Annotated in this window: 15 protein-coding genes and 1 riboswitch; of the genes, 6 read left to right on the top strand and 9 right to left on the bottom strand. The window is 46.3% G+C overall.

Annotation, left to right across the window (positions count from 1 at the left end):
* The coding region (locus F7D47_RS07100; protein WP_194253065.1) for a helicase-related protein at positions 1 to 1,556 on the top strand (1,556 nt) is incomplete at its 5' end.
* A 97-nt stretch (positions 1,557 to 1,653) separates the two neighbouring features.
* Here the strand turns inward: F7D47_RS07100 and thiH are convergent.
* The 8 genes from thiH to F7D47_RS07140 form a co-directional block, all read right to left on the bottom strand.
* Positions 1,654 to 2,793 carry a 2-iminoacetate synthase ThiH gene (gene thiH, locus F7D47_RS07105; RefSeq protein WP_153084835.1) on the bottom strand — a complete coding sequence of 380 codons (1,140 nt, stop codon included), beginning with the start codon at positions 2,791 to 2,793 and terminating at the stop codon, positions 1,654 to 1,656.
* 4 nt (positions 2,794 to 2,797) lie between these two features.
* Complete coding sequence (gene thiC, locus F7D47_RS07110) at positions 2,798 to 4,492, bottom strand: phosphomethylpyrimidine synthase ThiC (RefSeq protein ID WP_022121899.1); 1,695 nt, start codon at positions 4,490 to 4,492, stop codon at positions 2,798 to 2,800.
* Positions 4,493 to 4,591: 99 nt separating this feature from the next.
* Positions 4,592 to 5,365, bottom strand: coding sequence for a thiazole synthase (locus F7D47_RS07115; RefSeq protein ID WP_153084836.1), 774 nt, complete (start codon positions 5,363 to 5,365; stop codon positions 4,592 to 4,594).
* Positions 5,366 to 5,452: 87 nt separating this feature from the next.
* Positions 5,453 to 5,650, bottom strand: coding sequence for a sulfur carrier protein ThiS (gene thiS, locus F7D47_RS07120; protein ID WP_153084837.1), 198 nt, complete (start codon positions 5,648 to 5,650; stop codon positions 5,453 to 5,455).
* Positions 5,651 to 5,773: 123 nt separating this feature from the next.
* Positions 5,774 to 5,868: riboswitch (TPP riboswitch) on the bottom strand.
* A gap of 82 nt (positions 5,869 to 5,950) precedes the next feature.
* A complete protein-coding gene (locus tag F7D47_RS07125; RefSeq protein WP_153084838.1) occupies positions 5,951 to 6,376 on the bottom strand; it encodes a Fur family transcriptional regulator in 426 nt (141 codons plus the stop codon).
* Positions 6,377 to 7,076: 700 nt separating this feature from the next.
* Positions 7,077 to 8,087, bottom strand: a complete 1,011-nt coding sequence (locus tag F7D47_RS07130; protein ID WP_153084839.1) for a GYF domain-containing protein — start codon at positions 8,085 to 8,087, stop codon at positions 7,077 to 7,079.
* Positions 8,088 to 8,152: 65 nt separating this feature from the next.
* Positions 8,153 to 9,439, bottom strand: coding sequence for a clostripain-related cysteine peptidase (locus F7D47_RS07135; protein ID WP_153084840.1), 1,287 nt, complete (start codon positions 9,437 to 9,439; stop codon positions 8,153 to 8,155).
* A gap of 112 nt (positions 9,440 to 9,551) precedes the next feature.
* Entirely contained in the window at positions 9,552 to 12,233 is a 2,682-nt protein-coding gene (locus F7D47_RS07140) for a valine--tRNA ligase (RefSeq protein WP_153084841.1), read from the bottom strand.
* A gap of 120 nt (positions 12,234 to 12,353) precedes the next feature.
* Between F7D47_RS07140 and mazG the strand changes: the two genes are divergently transcribed.
* The 5 genes from mazG (at position 12,354) to F7D47_RS07165 (ending at position 16,919) form a co-directional block, all read left to right on the top strand.
* Positions 12,354 to 13,310 carry a nucleoside triphosphate pyrophosphohydrolase gene (mazG, locus tag F7D47_RS07145; protein WP_153084842.1) on the top strand — a complete coding sequence of 319 codons (957 nt, stop codon included), beginning with the start codon at positions 12,354 to 12,356 and terminating at the stop codon, positions 13,308 to 13,310.
* Between the two features lie 56 nt (positions 13,311 to 13,366).
* Entirely contained in the window at positions 13,367 to 13,927 is a 561-nt protein-coding gene (locus tag F7D47_RS07150; RefSeq protein WP_022121891.1) for a hypothetical protein, read from the top strand.
* Positions 13,928 to 13,963: 36 nt separating this feature from the next.
* Positions 13,964 to 14,881 carry a ribonuclease Z gene (locus F7D47_RS07155; protein WP_153084843.1) on the top strand — a complete coding sequence of 306 codons (918 nt, stop codon included), beginning with the start codon at positions 13,964 to 13,966 and terminating at the stop codon, positions 14,879 to 14,881.
* A gap of 93 nt (positions 14,882 to 14,974) precedes the next feature.
* On the top strand, positions 14,975 to 15,568 hold the full coding sequence (locus F7D47_RS07160; RefSeq protein ID WP_194252563.1) for an RNA polymerase sigma factor: 594 nt from the start codon (positions 14,975 to 14,977) through the stop codon (positions 15,566 to 15,568).
* Positions 15,561 to 16,919, top strand: coding sequence for a hypothetical protein (locus F7D47_RS07165; RefSeq protein WP_194252562.1), 1,359 nt, complete (start codon positions 15,561 to 15,563; stop codon positions 16,917 to 16,919). Before F7D47_RS07160 ends, F7D47_RS07165 begins: the two co-directional genes overlap by 8 nt.
* 125 nt (positions 16,920 to 17,044) lie before the next feature.
* Here the strand turns inward: F7D47_RS07165 and F7D47_RS07170 are convergent, their stop codons facing one another.
* Entirely contained in the window at positions 17,045 to 19,390 is a 2,346-nt protein-coding gene (locus F7D47_RS07170) for a bifunctional dihydroorotate dehydrogenase B NAD binding subunit/NADPH-dependent glutamate synthase (RefSeq protein ID WP_153084845.1), read from the bottom strand.
* Positions 19,391 to 19,572 lie beyond the last annotated feature (182 nt).

A 19,572-nucleotide genomic window follows, 5' to 3' on the forward strand; every position in this document is an offset into this window, starting at 1 on the left:
CTAAGGTTGGCGGACCATCAAAGGTCTCGCCAGATTGTGCGGGATGGGACCGCCTGGGTGCTACTTGTTTGCGGGCTGCTGATGGAGTTGGCGATAGACTTGCTGATACTTGCTTGCGAACTGGTGATGGACTGGGGGCTACTTGCTTGCGGGCTGCTGATGGGGCTGCTCCTATACAAGTATTGGTGAATGTGGATATATTCTCGGAGGGATTTGACTGCCCGGATGTGGAGTTTGTTCAGTTGGCTCGACCTACATTGTCACTTGCCAAGTATCTGCAAATGGTGGGACGTGGATTGCGAGTGGCTAAGGGAAAGAAGAACTGCGTAATTATAGATAATGTGGGACTATATCGGGTGTTCGGGTTGCCTTCGCAAGTATGGAACTGGAATGCTATGTTCGAGGGAAAACTGAAAGTTGGCAAGAAGAAGGAGACTCCGAAGGATAGAGAGTTTTTCCTGATGAACGAGAAGCAAGACGATATTCAGATTCATCCAGACTCGGAAATGATGATGGTGATGAGCCATGAAGAATTGCTCCAAACGATACAGTATCGTGAGTTTGTGGACAGTAGAGGGGAGTTTGCCATCATCAAACTGCCTGATGGAAAGATGACGGTCGTGAACCGGCAGGGAGAACAAGTCTTGGAGCCAGGCGATTACCGTGACATGAAGCTGTTGGATGGCAACATCCTGTTCTACCGACATCGCAGAAAGGAGGTCTGCTATTATGACCTGTTGTCTGGAGCTATTATTGACGATGGTCCCAATGTTTACGATGTTCCAAAGGTGGTTACGCTAGAAGGTTGGGAGTTCATCAAATATGGAGATGTTTATATGTCTCGCACCTACGAACATTTCTCTTGGCCATATTGCCCTTCCAAATATGACCTGTTCAATTTTGGGGATTACCTGATATATCGTTATAATTATTTAGTAGATAGCGGTTGCCAGGAATGGTACTATTATGAAGGAGGCAATGGCTTGATGATGAAGGCTACTATAGATAGTAATCGAGTATGTTTCTTGCGTGGTGATTATGAACATGTGTATTGGAAGTGTGCCACTCTTCGTTGTGGTTGTATCGTGGTTATGGACAGCAAGCAGGACTACTACCTGGTGGATTCAAATTTGAAGAAGACTTATATAGGATGCAATAATCCAAAGAATGAAAATGAAGATTTGAATTTTGTGATGCCTCGCCTTGGCAAGAAATACTATGATGAGATGATGTTACAGGAGAAGAAAAAGGAAGCAAGCGAGATGATTCTTTTGCATGAAAAGTCTGTAGCAGGACATGTGGAATTATATCAGGCTGGAAAGAAATGGGGCATTAAAGTGGATGGCAGAGTTGTCGTGCCACCCCTTTATCGCAGCATAGCGCAACCTGTTGGTGCCTATTGCGCCTTTGAGCAGATTCCGAGACATTGGGGTATTATGACCTTAAAAGGCAAGGTGATAGTTGATGCCAAATATGAGAAGGTCGAGATTCGTGATGGAGGGATCGCCGTGGTAACTGATATCACGGGGAAAACACAGACCATCCATCTGAAATGATCTATTATTGGGGCGTCAGTCTGAGAATATTAACAAAAAAGAGTGTGTCATGAATTTATGATACACTCTTTTTTTATTCTGTTTAATTACATCTTCTTTATCCGTTTGCGATATTTCCGAAGAAATCGAATGAGGCATCCCAATCCTTCCAGACAGGCTCTCTGCCCAATTCCTTCAATCTCGCATTGATTACCTTGGCGGTACGCTCATCGCTTACGGTGAACTGCTCCAGCGCCTGAGGATAAGTATGGTAACCACCAGGATTTACCTTTGATTCTGCCGACATGGTGGTGACACCCAGTGTTGCCATGTTGTCACGGATGTAGGCTGGCTCACGGGTAGAGTAGGAGATATCTACATCGTGGTCGAAGATACGCATGGCGAAAGTAGCCTGTGCCAACTGCTTGTCGGTCATGAAGCAGTTTGGCTGGAAACCTTCGTTCTGTGCAGGGCGCATACGAGGGAAGTTCACGCTGTACTTGGTCTTCCAGTAGTGCTTCTGCAGGTAGCGCAGGTGATGAGCCATCATCACAACATCCGTGCGCCATTCCTTCTCCAAGCCGATGAGCACACCCATACCGATGGAATGGACACCTGCCATACCCATGCGGTCAAAACCATCGCAGCGCCACTCAAACTTGCTCTTCATGCCACGTGGATGATAGAGATTGTAATGTTCGCGGTTGTAGGTCTCCTGGAAACAGATGACGCCGTTCATACCGTGGTCGGCGAGGGTCTTGTAATCCTCTGTAGAGAGCGGCATCACCTCTATCTTCACGTTAGAGAAATACTTCTTGGCGATATCGATTGCCTTGGCAAGATATGGAGTGCCAGCCTTGGCTGGGTTCTCGCCCGTAACGAGAAGGATGTTCTCGAATGGAGCCAGCTGCTTGATAGCCTTGTACTCGTTCTCAATCTGCTCTGGGGTGAGGATGGTACGAGCCATCGGATTCTCACGATGGAAACCGCAATACACGCAGGAGTTAGAGCATGAATTGGTGATGTAGAGAGGAATGAACATCGACATGGTCTTGCCGAAGCGCTCCTCGGTATATTTGCGGGAAAGGCGTGCCATTACCTCCAGGTATGGCTCGGCTGCCGGTGAAATCAGCGCCATGAAGTCGTTCACATCGCAATGGTCCTTGGCGAGGGCACGGCGCACATCGTTATCGGTCATTCGAGCAATGCGCTCCGTGGTCTCTTCCCAACTGATATTCTTTAATTCGTCTGAAAACATTTTCTTACTTTTTAAACTTTCTCAAATCGTGTGTCAACTTGGCTGCGCAGAAGTTTGGACCACACATGGTGCAGTACTCACCATCTGTATGACCAGCCTCCTCGAAATACTTCAAGGCGAGCTCTGGGTCGAGTGAGAGGTGGAACTGGTCTCTCCAGCGGAACTCGAAACGGGCCTTGGAGAGGGCGTTGTCGCGGATGGTTGCACCTGGATGACCCTTAGCCAAATCGGCTGCATGAGCGGCAATCTTATAGGTTACCACACCTGTGCGCACATCTTCCTTGTTAGGCAAGGCGAGGTGCTCCTTTGGTGTTACATAGCAGAGCATGGCAGTGCCGAGCCATGCTATCTGGGCGCCACCGATGGCTGATGTGATGTGGTCGTAACCTGGAGCGATATCGGTAACCAATGGGCCGAGGGTGTAGAATGGTGCCTCGTGACAGTGGTCGAGCTGGCGCTCCATGTTCTCCTTGATCTTCTGCAATGGCACATGACCAGGACCCTCGATGAATGCCTGCACGTTCTTGTCCCAGGCACGGGTAACAAGCTCGCCCATGGTATCCAACTCGGCAAACTGGGCTGCATCGTTGGCATCGGCAATACAGCCTGGGCGCAGACCATCGCCCAAAGAGAGGGCTACGTCATACTGTGCCACGATGTCGCAGATATCGTCGAAGTGCTCATAGAGGAAACTCTCCTGGTCGTGGTAGAGACACCACTTGCTCATGATACTACCGCCACGGCTCACGATACCGCAGAGACGGCTATCGGCGAGATGCACGTTGTGGCGACGGATGCCGGCATGGATGGTGAAGTAGTCAACACCCTGCTCGCACTGCTCGATGAGGGTATCACGGAATACCTCCCAGTTCAGATCCTCTACCTTGCCGTTTACCTTCTCCAAAGCCTGGTAGATAGGCACGGTTCCTACTGGTACAGGACAGTTGCGCACAATCCATTCACGGGTTTCGTGGATGTTGTCGCCGGTAGAGAGGTCCATCAAAGTATCGCCTCCCCACTTGCAAGACCATACAGCCTTATCTACCTCTTCCTCGATGCTAGAAGTAGTGGCAGAGTTACCGATGTTGGTATTGATCTTCACGAGGAAGTTGCGGCCGATGATCATCGGTTCGCTCTCCGGGTGGTTGATGTTGGCAGGAAGAACGGCACGTCCGCGTGCAATCTCATCACGCACATACTCAGGGGTGATATGGGTATCGATGCCCAACTCCTGGCAGTTCATGTTCTCGCGGATAGCCACATACTCCATCTCTGGAGTGATGATGCCCGCCTTGGCGTATGCCATCTGGGTGATGTGCTTGCCAGCCTGTGCACGGCGAGGCAACTGGATGTGCTCGAAGCGGAGGTGGTCGAGGCTATGGTCAGCAAGGCGCTGCTTGCCATACTCGCTGGTAACCTCCTTGAGCTGCTCGGTATCGTTGCGGTCGAGAATCCACTGCTCGCGCATTCTTGGCAAGCCTTTCTTCAAATCTACCTGATAGTTAGGGTCGCTGTAAGGACCGCTGGTATCGTAGATGTAAACCGGAGCGTTTGGCTCAGTATGAGGAATGCCGCGTTCATCCTTCACAACAGTAGGAGTGAGGTTTACCTTGGTCATTCCAACCTTGATCTGTGGGAAGAGTTTTCCCTGCATATACGCCTTTTCTCTCTGGGCGTAAGCTTTCTTATCGTTTGGCATATTTTTTTAAAGGTAAAAAGGTAAAAGGGTAAAAAGGTAAAAAGAACATTCTGCTTCTTTGCCTTCATCCTTCATGCCTTTGTATTATCTATATTATAATTAGTCGTTGAGGAATGCGGTGAGAGGAGAACTTGCCTCAGCACAATCGCTGATGGCTCCGAGACCTGCCTCGTAAGCACGGCGACCGCATACTACAGCTTCCTTGAATGCCTTAGCCATCTCTACAGGGTCACCGGCAACGGCGATAGCTGTGTTAACCAAGCAAGCGCTGGCACCCATCTCCATAGCTTCGGCAGCATGGCTAGGTGCACCGATACCTGCATCTACTACAACAGGAACGGTAGCCTGCTCGATGATAATCTGCAGGAAGTCCTTCATTCTCAATCCCTTGTTGGTACCGATAGGTGCAGCAAGTGGCATTACGGTAGCAGCACCAGCCTCTTCGAGGTGCTTGCAGAGGGTAGGGTCTGCCTGGCAATATGGCAATACCACGAAACCGAGCTTTACCAGTTTCTCGGTAGCCTTCAGCGTCTCGATAGAGTCTGGAAGAAGATAGCGAGGGTCTGGGTGGATTTCGAGCTTGAGCCAGTTGGTTCCGAAAGCCTCGCGAGCCATCTGTGCAGCAAAGACAGCCTCCTCAGCGTTGCGCACTCCACTGGTATTAGGGAGGAGCTGGATGCTAGGACTCTGTACGATATGAGTAAGCAGGTCGTCCTGCTTGTCTTCGAGTTCGATACGTTTCATAGCAACAGTAACCATTTCTGTTTCTGATGCTTTGATGGCTTCAGCCATGAGGGCATTGTTGTTAAACTTTCCTGTGCCCAAGAAGAGGCGTGAGTTAAACTCTCTGCCTGCGATTACTAATTTTTCCATTGTTTTATTATAGAGTTGTTATTTTTGTTTTCATTTCTGTAGGAAAAGTACTTTTGGATGATTCTTTTCCGCAGTATTCTGGGACTGTTATCCTCCACAGAATGCTTTTACGATAACGATGTCAGCTCCCTCTGCGATGAGTGTGTTTTCCCATTCATCACGAGGCACCATTTCGTTACTGATAGCTACTGCAACTCCTGTAGCTGGCAAATCGAGTTCCTGAGCTAACTCCCTGATGGTTTTAGCCTGTGTCTCGGTCTCTTTGTTGTTGATAGTTACTTTCATATTCTGTTCGTTTTATATGATGAATAATCCGTTTGTTTACGCTGTTTCTATCGCCGTAGAGCGATGATATCATAATATGTAACCAACACGGTGAACTTCCAGATGAAAGCCTTAAGAGAAAAATAAAGCGCTATCAAATATCCCTGCGACAGCATTACCTGCATCAGGTTCAATGGGTATTATCTCAGCCGAATCTTTCAGCACCCCGTGATAATCGCTTGCAAAAGTAATGATAATATCGGAAAAACAATAGAATTTCAAAAATATTTATGCTATATTAACGCTGAAGCATCTGTCGCTTTACTGGTGTTTCTTTCTGCATTCCGGGCATTCGCCTTTGATGACGAAGGAAATGGAATGGGGGTAAAAGCCTTCGGGCAACTCGAAACTTGGAATATGGATATCCTCCATACAGAAGGAGCGCTGGCAAGATTCGCAGTAGAAATGGATGTGCCCGTCGTGATGATCGCAAGCTCCTTTTTCTTCGCAGAGTTCGTAGCAGAGTACGCCTCGCCCATCTTCGAAGGCATGCACCACATCATGTTCCAGGAAGAGGGTAAGGGTACGGAAGATGCTCGACTTGTCCATCGAAACCATCTTTCGTTCCAGATTGCTCAGACTCTGCGGGTTCTGTTCGCCCATCAGGGTCTTCATTACGAGTATACGGTTGGCGGTTGGTCGGATGCCTTTCGATTCCAGTCTGCTAATAATATCTTGTGAATTCATCTTTGCTTCTTTTTAAAATTAGTACTAATCGGTTGCAAAGATACAAAAAAAGCGTGTAAGTATGGTAACTTACACGCTTTTTCTTTATTTAAACGTAATTACTTTTTGCTTTCAATCTAGTCAATGCCGCAGCATGAAGGGATTGGAACCCTTATGCGCAAGCACAACCACGGCTTCTGTTCAAAGCCTCACCATACATTTCCATTGCGGTCATGTAATCTGCAAGAATAGCCTTCAAGACCTTCTTGATGTTTGCATACATTGTTTTCATAATCGTTATCCTTTTTAAAAAATTAATACTCGGCATTTCTGCCATTTCCTTTTGTTCATGAATAATGGTCAATTTTACTTGCCCATCTCCATGTTGTTGTTTACAGTTACAGCCTTGGCAATCATAACTGCCACAACTGCTAGAATCATTACTGTCATCATCATAATTTGTTTCCTTTCTTTCTTTGTGGAGCCTCCATGTGAGGTCTCCTGTTTTACATTATCCTTATTACAATCTCACTGTTTTCTGGTGCAAAGGTAATGCCTTTTTCTTGAATATCTGTCACAAAGACATGACAAAATGATGAAAAAGGGGCTTTTTTTGATACACGTCAACTAAACAGCAATGGCGGCTTGATATACGTCAAGCCGCCATGCTGTCATATTGAGAAATGTGTCATATTTCTTATGTTTCCTTGGATTTCTGATGCTAAATCAGTTCCAGAATCTTGTCGAGAATCTTTTCTACGGTAGAAGAATCGGTAGCCTCATCTAACTTTTGGTTTATCTTTTCTTCTATTTTCTTGCTTACCTTGTCGGCAGCCTTATCCATGGCCTGGTTTGCCTTGTCTTCCAGTTTCTTCTGAACGGAAGCGCCCAGTCCGTCTTCTTCTGAACCATCGCTGTTATTATCGCTTACCGAAGGGGATTCTTCGGTTGATGAGCTGGTGGTTTCTTCTATCTGCAGATTGTCGGCACCTTCTAGCGCCTTCACCATATCATCAGCATTCATCGTGTAAACGCTGCCAAGGATTCCGAAGCTTACGGTGTGCTGCTTGCCATTAAACTCAACGGTTCCCTTAGAGCATACGATATAGTTGTGGTATTCGAAGAGCTGGTTCATCACTTCATCGATAGCGCTTCCTGCCATCATTTTGGCAATGGAACGGATGCTTTGGGTGAAGAAGTTGTTATCACTGGTTTCTGTAGCCTTGTCGATAGCCTTGGCTGCCTCAGTCTTTACCTTTTCTTTGTGGGCATCAGGTCCTGGATTGGTTATTGCGAAAACCAGGAAGAGAAGTACGATAAGCCCTAAGATGATTTTCCAGAGGGCCTTGCTCGATTTTTTCTTTTCCGGTTCCTGTCTGTAGCCCTGGTTCATTGCTGCGCCGTGCTGAAAGCCTTGCTGGTAAGCTTCCTGCTGTGCCTGCTGGAAACCCTGCTGGTTTGCAGCCTGAAAGTTTGCTGCTTCTGTCCCGTTGTTGCCGGCTGCATCTGCTGATGTTCCTTCTGCATTTTCTTTGTTGGCTGTATTAGCCTTGATTGCTTCTACAGTTTCAAGAACAGTCTTCAGTTCTGCTATTTTCCAAGCAGGTGTCCAGTCTTTCATACCTTGTGCCCAAACAAGGGTTTCGGGTGTGATAGCCTTCTGGACGAGTTGTTCCTGGCTGAATGGACCCGCTTGCTGTCCGTTATTCTCAATGATAAAATATTCCATCATGTATTCTTTTATATAATATTTTTCTTAAAAGCCAATAAGGAGTTTCTTTCACTCTCAATTGCTTATTAGTGTGTAGCCTTCCACCATGCTGTTTTCTCTCTGCCCTTGATAGCTACGCTGTGCTGGCTAGGGTCGGAGATAGAAAGACCGCAATAGTTCTTTACTTGAAAGATAGAACCACTGTAAGGGTTACTTATCATTTCACAAGCCTGTTCGGTATGAGCTGCTGCTTTGATTGTGAGTTTCATCTGTGAATTAAATTTGTCTTTCAGAGAGCCGCTCGGTACAAGACTGTCTACGTATACACTCATGTCGTAGAAGAGGTTGGGAGAGAAACCATCCAGAGACTGTATGGAATCTAGCGGAACGGATGAAGAGAGGGTATATTTGCTATTGATTTCCTTCATCACTTGGGCTAGATTGTCCATCTGTCTGCAATCAATGGTCGCCATGTTGCAGTATGGATTGCTACTATTCTTGTAGAAATTGACAACTCCATTGACAAATCCTGAATAATTAGGTGCTGAACTGTTGAGGTAACTCCATATGGTTTTGTATGGAACGCCGGCTCCCATTATTTCGCTACTTGAACTGATCATGAAATTAGTGACGTCTTTCAGTTCGTATGCAGTCTCTACATTGCCCATGTAGCATGCATCGAATAGGATGTATTGCATCTTGGTGCCGCTGAGTTTGATTCCTTCGGCTAGGGTAGGAACGTCGAGAGCGTTCTCTTCTAAACTTACGCTTCCGAAGAAACGAGTGACAGGTTTGTTGGGATCGGGACCATACTGTATTCCGCAGAAATTGCCGGTAGCGGTAGGGTCGCTGGTGTTTCCTTTTTGGGCAAAACCGGTATTTGGTCTAGCCATATAAGGATAGTTAACCCAATCGCTGCTATAGGTCCATCCGCAGCCATGAGCTCCGATGATGAGCGAATAATTCAGGGCTTCAGCACGGCGTTTCACCTCATTCAGAATCTCTGCAAATCCTTCTGCTGTAGTATATGTAGCTTCATCGTATGTCTTCAACGTGTCGCGGATGACGGCTTTCTTGTTGCCGTCATACTGAAGATCAATGAGATAGCTCTTCCTGTAATTCTGGCTCATGAAGACCATTACACGCGAATTATTCAAGCCTTTCTTGGCAACGATACCTTCGCAGATACTGTCAACGTTGTTTTCCAAAAAACTTGTGAGACCGGAAGTGTTGGTTCCACCCGTCCAAGGATAGAAGACGAAGATAGTCTGCTTATTGACGCTTTCTACATCAATAGCTTCATCGCCACAACTGGTGAAAGTTGCTGCTAGAGATAGCGTACATATAAATAAGGTGAAAAGCTTCTTGATCATAATTAAAAATGTTGAATGTTGAATGTTGAATGTTGAGTTGCAATCTTGCTAACGAATCAGCTTGACTAATTCAACATTCTACACTCAACATTCAACATTAAATATAATACTATTATTTCTTCTTGAGTTCCTCGATGGTTGCCTTGAGGGCAGCAATCTTCTCAACAGAGTCGCTTTCCTTCTTGCGCTCCAGGGCTACTACCTTCTCAGGTGCGTGAGCTACGAAGTTCTCGTTGCTGAGCTTCTTGCGTACGCCCATCAGGAAGCCTTCCAAGTGCTTGAGCTGAGCCTCTGCCTTCTCAATCTCGGCAGCTACGTCGATGAGGTCGCCCAATGGTACGGCAAACTCGTCGGTACCTACCATGAAGCTTGATGCATCGGCACTCTTCTCAGCGATGACCTCAATCTTATCAAGGTTCGCCATCTTCAGCGTTACGTCGTTGTAAGCCTCGAAATCGTTCTTGCCTACTACCTGGAGAGACAACTGCTCCTTCTGGGCAATGTTCTTCTGGTTGCGAACGGTACGAACACCGGCGATGATCTGCTTTACTGCCTCAATGTCGGCTGCCAACTTCTGCTCCTCAGCTGTAGGTGCAGGAATCTCCAGCTTCTCGCGCATGATGCTCTCGCCATCCTTGCGGTCGTAGATGTGCTGCCACAACTCCTCGGTGATGAATGGCATGAATGGATGCAACATCTTCAGGAGGGCATCGAAGAAACGGAGGGTAGCATCGTAGCTCTTCTGGTCGATAGGCTGACCGTAAGCTGGCTTCACCATCTCCAGGTACCAAGATGAGAACTCATCCCAGAACAGCTTATATACAGTCATCAATGCCTCAGAGATACGGTAGTCCTTAAACTGCTTCTGCATCTCCTCGTTCACCTCCTTGAGCTTGGCATCAAACCACTTCACGGCGATTTCTGCACTCTTAGGCTGCTCGATATCTGCAGTCTCCCAACCCTTCACGAGGCGGAAGGCATTCCAGATCTTATTGTTGAAGTTACGTCCCTGCTCGCAGAGGCTCTCGTCGAAGAGGATGTCGTTGCCGGCAGGAGCGCTGAGCATCATACCCATACGAACACCATCGGCACCAAACTTGTCAATCAGAACCAGTGGGTCTGGTGAGTTACCGAGACTCTTGCTCATCTTGCGGCCGAGCTTATCGCGAACGATACCTGTGAAATATACGTGCTTGAATGGCATCTTGCCACGATACTCGTAGCCAGCCATGATCATACGTGCTACCCAGAAGAAGATGATATCCGGACCAGTTACGAGGTCGGAAGTAGGGTAGTAGTAGTTGATCTCCTCATTGTCAGGATGCTCGATACCATCAAACAGAGAGATAGGCCACAACCATGAAGAGAACCAGGTGTCGAGGCAGTCGCTCTCCTGCTCAAGATCCTCAGCCTTGATGTTGGCATTCTTCTCCTGAGCGAGTTTCAGAGCCTCCTCTGCAGTCTCAGCTACCACGAAATCCTTCTTGCCGGCATTGTCGAAGTAGTAGGCTGGGATGCGGTGACCCCACCAGAGCTGACGGCTGATACACCAGTCCTTGATGTTCTCCAACCAGTGGCGATAGGTGTTCTTGTACTTCTTAGGATAGAACTCGATATCATCGTCCATTACTGGAGGAAGGGCGATGTCGGCAAAGTGCTGCATCTTGAGAAACCACTGTGTAGAGAGCTTTGGCTCGATAGGCACATTGGTACGCTCAGAGAAGCCCACCTTATTATTATAGTCCTCAATCTTCTCCATCAGACCGGCGTTCTGAAGGTCGATGGAAATCTGCTTGCGCACGTCCATGCGGTCCATACCTACATAGAGACCTGCTGCCTCGCTGATGGTACCGTTGTCGTTGAAGATATCGATGGTCTCCAAACCGTGCTTCAAACCGAGGGCGTGGTCGTTGATATCGTGAGCTGGAGTTACCTTCAAGCAACCAGTACCGAACTCGATATCTACGTATGTATCCTCAATGACAGGAATCTCGCGGTTTACGAGAGGCACGATCACGTGCTTACCCTTCAGCCAGGTATTCTTCTTATCCTCTGGGTTGATACACATGGCAGAGTCACCCATGATGGTCTCAGGACGGGTGGTTGCTACGACTGCATAGTATCCCTTCTCATCCTTGTGTATCACGTTCTCCTCATCCACCTGCTGGCAGTCCTGCTCTACTACATAATACTTCAAGTGGTAGAGCTTAGAGTGCTCGTCCTTGTAGATAACCTCCTCGTCAGAGAGCGCAGTCTGAGCCTTAGGATCCCAGTTAACCATGCGCACGCCACGATAGATGAGTCCCTTCTTGTAAAGGTCGCAGAATACGTGGATGACCGCACGAGAGCGGGTCTCGTCCATGGTGAATGCTGTGCGGTCCCAATCGCAGCTGGCACCGAGTTTGCGGAGCTGCTTGAGGATGATGCCACCATGCTCGTGAGTCCAGTCCCAAGCGTGCTTGAGGAACTCCTCGCGGGTAAGGTCGGTCTTCTTGATGCCCTGCTGAGCGAGGCGGTTTACAACCTTTGCCTCGGTAGCGATACTGGCATGGTCGGTACCTGGTACCCAACATGCGTTCTTGCCCTCCATGCGAGCACGGCGAACGAGAATATCCTGGATAGTATTGTTGAGCATGTGTCCCATGTGGAGCACACCCGTTACGTTTGGTGGAGGGATAACCACTGTATAAGGTTCACGACCATCTGGCTTAGAGCTGAAAAGTTTGTTGTCGAGCCAGTACTGATACCATTTACTTTCCACTGCTTGTGGATCGTATTTACTTGCTAATTCCATTGTTTATATCTAATTTTTATTCTTTTTCTTTCTTTTTCTTTAAAAAACGGTGCAAAGATACTAATTTTTGGGCGAAAAATACTATCTTTGCATCAAAATTATTAATTTTTGCACAAAACGATGGTTAGTAATACAGGAAAAGGACATACGAAAGAAGAAAAACTGGCGGCGTTCAGCCGCTTGCTGGATGTGCAGGACCGTTTGCGCCTGCAGTGTCCATGGGATAAAAAGCAGACATTCGAGAGTCTTCGTCCGAATACGATCGAGGAGACTTTCGAGCTTTGTGACGCCTTGATGAAGCGCGATTACAAAGATATCAAGAAGGAGTTGGGCGATGTGTTGGAGCACGTGATGTTCTATAGCATCATCGGCAGAGAAGACGGCGAGTTCGATATCTGTGATGTTTGCAATCAGGAGGCAGATAAATTGATGTTCCGCCATCCTTTCATCAACTGGAAGGAGGAAGGAAATTGGACGGTTTCGAATCCTGATATGTATATCAACGATGAGGGACAGGTGGTATATAGAGAGTCTGAAGAAGCAGAAACCGGGAAGGCTGGAACTGCTAGTTCGGAAGAAACCTTGGCTCTTGGCGCCAGCAAGCCGAAAACTGCTACTTCTGTTGAGAAAACCTGGGAACAGATCAAGCAGCAGGAGAAGGATGGTAATGAGCGGGTGTTGAGCGGTGTCCCAAATTCTCTTCCGTCTCTTATCAAGGCTTATCGCATTCAGGATAAGGCTAGAAATGTAGGCTTTGACTGGAAAGAAAAAGAAGATGTGTGGGAAAAGGTACAGGAGGAACTGGAAGAACTCAAGGTGGAACTGGCTAAAGGCGATAAGGAAAATTCTACTCTGGAATTGGGCGATTTCCTCTTCTCTGTAATCAATGCAGCACGTCTCTATAAACTCAATCCGGATAATGCGCTGGAGAAAACCAACCAGAAGTTTATCCGCCGTTTCAACTACGTAGAAGATCATAGCTTAAAGCAAGGTAAAAACTTGAAAGATATGAGCTTAGAAGAAATGGATAAACTATGGGATGAAGCAAAACTTCAGGAGAAAAAGGATGATAAATAACGGTGAATCAGATAATCTTATCGACTCATCAATATAATAATAAAAACTAAAGTGTTATGAAGAAATTAGTTTATGTAACAATAGCTTTGGTGGCGCTTTTCGCTGCCAATAGTTGTAAGAACAAAAATAATGTTCCTGTTATCAGTGCAGCAGATTCGGTAGAGGTAGAGGATGCAATGAACGATTCTACCATCTATGGTGTATGCGGTGAGGGAACCTCTATGCATAGCCTGGAGCTGATTTCTGATGATGGTGACACCCTTTCGGTGTTTATTGACGATGAGAATCCTGATGTTGTTCAGGGAGGATTGCTGGCTGGCGACCGTATTGCTCTTATCGGTTATAAGGCTGAGGATGGAGAGATGATGGCCCAGAAGATTATCAACCTGACATCCCTCTTGGGTAAATGGACTTCTCTGGATAAGAATTTTGATATCTTGGAAGGTGGAGAGGTGAAGAACAATGTGAAGGCTGAAACTAATCCTTGGACTAGCTGGAAGATACTCAATGGTAAACTTTTGCTGAATAAGGATACTTTTGCCATTGACAAATTAGGTTCTGACAGTCTTATGTTGGAGAATACTCAGGGTATCTTTGTTTTCAAGCGCCAAGAGTAAGGTCATCATGTTGAACCTGTAAATTATGATTTAGTTTTGGAACCATTTAAAGTACATATATTGGGGTGTGGCAGTGCTTTGCCCACCCTTCAGCATAGTGCCTCGGCCCAGATTATTGAGATGCGTGGCAAATGCTTTATGATGGATTGTGGAGAGGGTGCCCAGATGCAGTTCCGTCGCACTCATGTTCACTTTGCTAAGATAAATGCTATCTTTATTTCGCATCTTCATGGTGATCATTGCTTTGGCTTGCTGGGACTTCTTTCTACCTTAGGCATGCTGGGCAGGACGGCTAAGTTAAAGGTGTATGCGCCAGAAAGTTACGGAGATTTATTTAAGCGTCAGATTGATTTCTTCATGCAGGGAATGGAATATCAAATCGAATTTGTTCCTGTAGATACCGAGAAGTCGCAAGTTGTATATGAAGATCATTCTGTAACCATAGAAACCGTTCCTCTGCAGCATCGTGTGCCTTGTTGTGGTTACATTTTCAGAGAGAAACCGACATTGCCTCATATCCGTCGTGATATGATAGATTATTACGAGATTCCTGTAAGCCAGATTAATAACATCAAGAATGGAGCTGACTGGACAACGAAGGAGGGGGATGTAATACCTAATGCCAGATTGGTAATGCCTGCCGCTACTCCCCGCAGTTATGCTTATTGCAGTGATACCCGGTTTGTTCCGGGGTTGGCAGAAAAGGTAAAGGGGGTTACGGTGCTTTATCATGAGAGCACCTATACTTCGGAGAATGAGGACAGGGCTAAACTCTATTATCACAGTACGGCTCGACAGGCAGCAACTATAGCCAGAAATGCGGGTGTAGGCAAACTTCTTCTGGGACATTATAGTGCAAGATATAATAATGAAGAGGTATTGTTGAATGAAGCTAAAGAGGTGTTTACGGAAAGTTATCTTACTCAGGAAGGTAAAGTGTTCTCTATAGAATAATGTAGAAATATAAAAAAAAGTGCCTTGCATCAAAAAAAAGTTCATTTTTGATGCAAGGTTTTCTCTTTATATCGTTTAATCTTTAAAAAGGATTTGAAATTGGAATCGGAAAAGAAACTCTTAGACGACATCAATAGCGGCAGTCGGGCAGCCATGCACAGATTGTACGAACGCTATGTAGGGTATGCCATGGCCGTAGCGCTGAGGTATGTCCCTATGCGCGATGATGCTGAGGATGTAGTGCAAGATAGTTTTATAAAAGTCTTTTCCGGCATTTCAAAGTTTGAATATCGGGGTGAGGGCGCTCTTCAGGCTTGGCTCTTGCGGATAGTGACAAATGAAGCTGTCAACTTTGTAAGGCAGCAAAAGCGCTTCACTATCGTGGACGAAGTTCCCGATGATATTGAGGATGAAGAGCCTGAAGTAGAAAGAGTTCCGCCTGCAGAACTGACTAGAATGATAGGAGAATTGCCTGATGGGTACAGACTGGTTCTTAACATGTTTGTTTTTGAACAGAAAAGCCATAAAGAAATTGCACAGCTGTTAGGCATCAAAGAAAGCAGTTCTGCTTCACAATATTTGCGGGCGAAAAAGCTGTTGGGCAAAAAGGTGAAAGATTATCTGAGCCAGACAGATAGTAGTGATAATAAAGAGTTGAATCATATAAATGAGAAAAGTAATGAGTAACGATTGGACAAATAAACTTCGAGATCAGTTGGCAGACTACCAAGAGCCTGTCAGCCACGACTTGTGGGCTGAGATAGAACAATCGCTTGCTCAGTCTAAAAAGGTTGGTGATGAGGAAACTGATGTAAAAAAGACCCCACAGGCTCGTTATGTTGTCTTGAAAAGATGGTCAGTAGCTGCAGCTATTGCTTTATTGGGAGTAGGAGGCAGTTATGTTTATCTGCATGATGACGAACCGGGACAGGCTAACTTAGCTGTTCAGAGTTCTTTCTCTACAGCATCAGGTTCAAGCAGGATTTCTTCTGCTGTCCGTGCAGAAGCACAATCGGCAGGAAGTGAAAATGCTATCTTGCTTGCAGAAAACAATGCATCTGCACATCAGGTGAATCGTCATTCATCGGGGCGTCAATTGAACCATAGTAAATCTTCTGTCTCTTTCCAGGAGCGGACTGTTGCTGCTGATAATGAAGTAATGCTTGCAGCAGAGGTAGAAATGCCAGAACAGTCTGTTAATGCAGAGGTAAATGGTCGGGAATTATCTGTTTTGCAAAAGCAAAATGAGGATTCAGAAAGACAGATGGCCATTTCTTCTAATCATGCAACCAAGCCGTTGGAAGCAGATGGTGGGCAGAAGCTTTATGCAGGCAGGGCGCAGGATGGTCATTTTGAACGCAGTTATAAGGACAAGTATGAACAGAACTGGACCATGAACCTGTATGCAGAGAATGTAAGTCTGGGCTCTGGCAGTGATGGTATGTCAAACGGCATGTATGCGTCTTCAGATCCTCTTGCTGGTGGCGGCTTTGCTGATCATGGCGTTTTCCTGGCTGCTGCTTCTCCTTTAAGATATGCAATACCGAAATATGTTGAAGCGAAACATCATGCTCCTTTGGCTATAGGTGCTCAGGTTGGTATCGGACTTGCGCCTCGTTTGTCTTTGAGTACCGGTGTCGTATATACGCGTGTTGCTTCTGATTTCAAATCTTATGGTGTTTCAGAATTTGATACACATCAGGTTTTGCATTATGTGGGTGTTCCACTTGGTTTAAACTATGAGGTTTGGAGCACGGGAGGCTTTCATGCGTACGTAATGGCGGGTGGAGAAGCCGATTTCAACGTAAAGAATGATACAAAGGTTTCTGGTCATAAAGAGGACGTGAAACGTGATGGCGTTCAGTTCTCGGGTAAGGCTTCGCTTGGTGCACAGTATGATGTTACACCACAAGTGGGCTTCTATATTGAGCCAGGTGCAAAATATTATTTTGATAATGGCAGCGAAATAGAAAATACGTTTAAAGATAAGAAGTGGAATTTTAATCTCCAGTTCGGACTCCGTATTAATCTGAAATAGTGTTTGAGTCCAATTATTAATAAATATATGTACGAACTACATTTCATTTTATAACATTACATACGAGAAAAGGAAAGGGCAGTCTGCGTGATGCATGGCTGCCCTTTTATTTTTTCCCGTATTTCTTATTTATTCAATAATTTTTCGCTCATATTGAGAGCGGCCTTTCTGCCGTCTCCCATGGCAAGGATTACTGTGGCTCCTCCTCGTACGATATCGCCGCCAGCGTAGATTTCTTCGATGGAACTCTGCATCTGGTCGTTTACGGCAATGGTGTTCTTCCGGCCGAGTTCCAAGCCTTCGATACTCTGTGGAACGAGTGGATTAGGACTTACTCCTACGGCAACAATTACCTGGTCGCACTCCAGCGTGATGGTCTCGCCTGTAGCTTCTGGACGACGACGGCCGCTGGCATCAGGTTCGCCAAGCTTCATCACATCGAGGACTACAGCCTTTACTGCGCCCTTATCGTCTGCCTCATATTCTTTAGGATTGTGTAATGTAAAGAAATTGATTCCTTCTTCCTTGGCATGCTTCACCTCTTCGAGTCGGGCAGGCATTTCTGCCTCCGAACGGCGATATACCAAGGTTACGTCTGCTCCGAGTCGTTTTGCAGTACGGCAACTGTCCATAGCTGTGTTTCCGCCGCCTACAACAACCACCTTCTTACCCAAGTTGATAGGGGTGTCGCTATGAGGATTGGCTGCATCCATCAGGTTTACACGGGTAAGATATTCGTTAGAAGACATGATGTTCAAGGCATTCTCTCCAGGAATATTCATGAAGTTTGGCAGACCTGCACCTGAGCCAACGAAGATTCTCTTGAATCCTTGTTCTTCCAGATCTTTTACGGAAATGGTCTTGCCAATGATGCAGTCTGTAATGAACTTTACGCCCATTTTCTGAAGATTCTCAATCTCTACATCTACGATAGCATTAGGTAAACGGAATTCCGGAATACCATATTTCAATACACCGCCAATCTCGTGTAATGCTTCAAAGACGGTAACGTCGAATCCCTTCTTTGCCATATCGCCTGCAAAACTCAATCCGGAAGGTCCTGAACCAACTACGGCTATCTTGATGCCATTAGGTTCATCGCACTTTGGTACAGAGATGTTTCCACTCTGGCGTTCGTAATCGGCAGCAAAACGCTCCAGGTATCCGATAGCTACAGCAGGCTCGTTCATCTTGAGATGTACACACTTGCTTTCACATTGCTTTTCCTGTGGACAAACTCGTCCGCAAACGGCAGGTAGGGCAGAGGTGTTCTTTAAAACCTTGGCTGCGGCAAGGAACTGGCCTCGCTCAATATTCTTGATGAAGGAAGGAATGTTGATGCTTACCGGACAACCTTCCATACAGGTAGGCTTAGGACAGTCGAGACAGCGCTTGGCTTCGGTCAAAGCCATTTCCTTGGTTAAACCGATATTTACCTCTTCTGTACGGGTTGTGGCACGATAAAGAGGGTCAAGTTCTGGCATCTTTACGCGCTCTATAGCTGTACGTTCTTTTGCTTTCATCGAAACGCGTAACTCCTTGCGCCACTCAGCGTTACGGTCGGTCAACTCTTCGATGCTTGCATCTGTAGGTTCTACGTCCATGATTACATCCGTAGTTTCTTTCTTCTTTCCTGCGTCTACAGTTGCAAGGTGCTCTTCGAAGTGTTCCATCTCTTCGCGTTCAACATCCTTGAAAGTGCCCATGCGCTTGAACATCTCGTCCCAATCTACCTGGGCGCCGTCAAACTCAGGACCGTCGATGCAGACAAACTTGGTCTTGCCACCGATGGTCAGGCGGCAGGCACCGCACATACCGGTTCCATCCACCATGATGGTATTGAGCGAAACGTCTGTGGAAAGATTATATTTCTGGGTTAAGAGGCAGCAGAACTTCATCATGATAGGAGGACCGATGGCGAAAACCTTATCGATATGCTCCTGATTGATAAACTTCTCGATTCCTACGGTTACAACACCCTTCTCGCCGTAACTTCCGTCATCGGTCATGATGATGAGTTCATCGCTAGATGCACGCACTTCATCTTCCATAATCACGAGGTCTTTGTTCCTACCCGCAATTACGGAAAGGACTCTGTTTCCTGCGGCTTTCAGTGCCTTGATGATAGGGAGCATAGGAGCTACGCCTACACCACCTCCGGCACAAATGACTGTTCCGAAGTTCTCGATATGTGTAGAATTTCCAAGTGGTCCCACCACATCGTGAATCTCATCACCTTCATTTAGGGCGCAGAGTTTGGTAGATGAAAGACCTACCTTCTGCACAACCAGTGTGATGGTTCCTTTCTCAATGTCAGCATCAGCGATGGTCAGCGGCATACGCTCGCTGTTGTCGTCTACACGGATGATAACAAAGTTACCTGCCTTTCGGCTCTTGGCTATAAGTGGTGCTTCTACATCGAAGCGGAATACTTTCTCTGAGTATTGTACTTTCTTGATAATCTTGTTCATGGGCTATTAAATTTCTTAATGCTGATATATTAATATTTCTGGTTAGCTGTTTAGAGTTTGCTTCATGGTACATAAAAATGCAAAAGGATAACATCGGCTACCTTTGTGGCAGTCGAAGTTATCCTCGTACAATATATGTTATTTTTGTTTTTCGAATGTTTTGTATAATCGAGAAAAACTGA

The sequence above is a fragment of the Segatella copri genome (assembly GCF_009494835.1).
Taxonomy (GTDB): Bacteria; Bacteroidota; Bacteroidia; order Bacteroidales; family Bacteroidaceae; genus Prevotella; species Prevotella copri_F.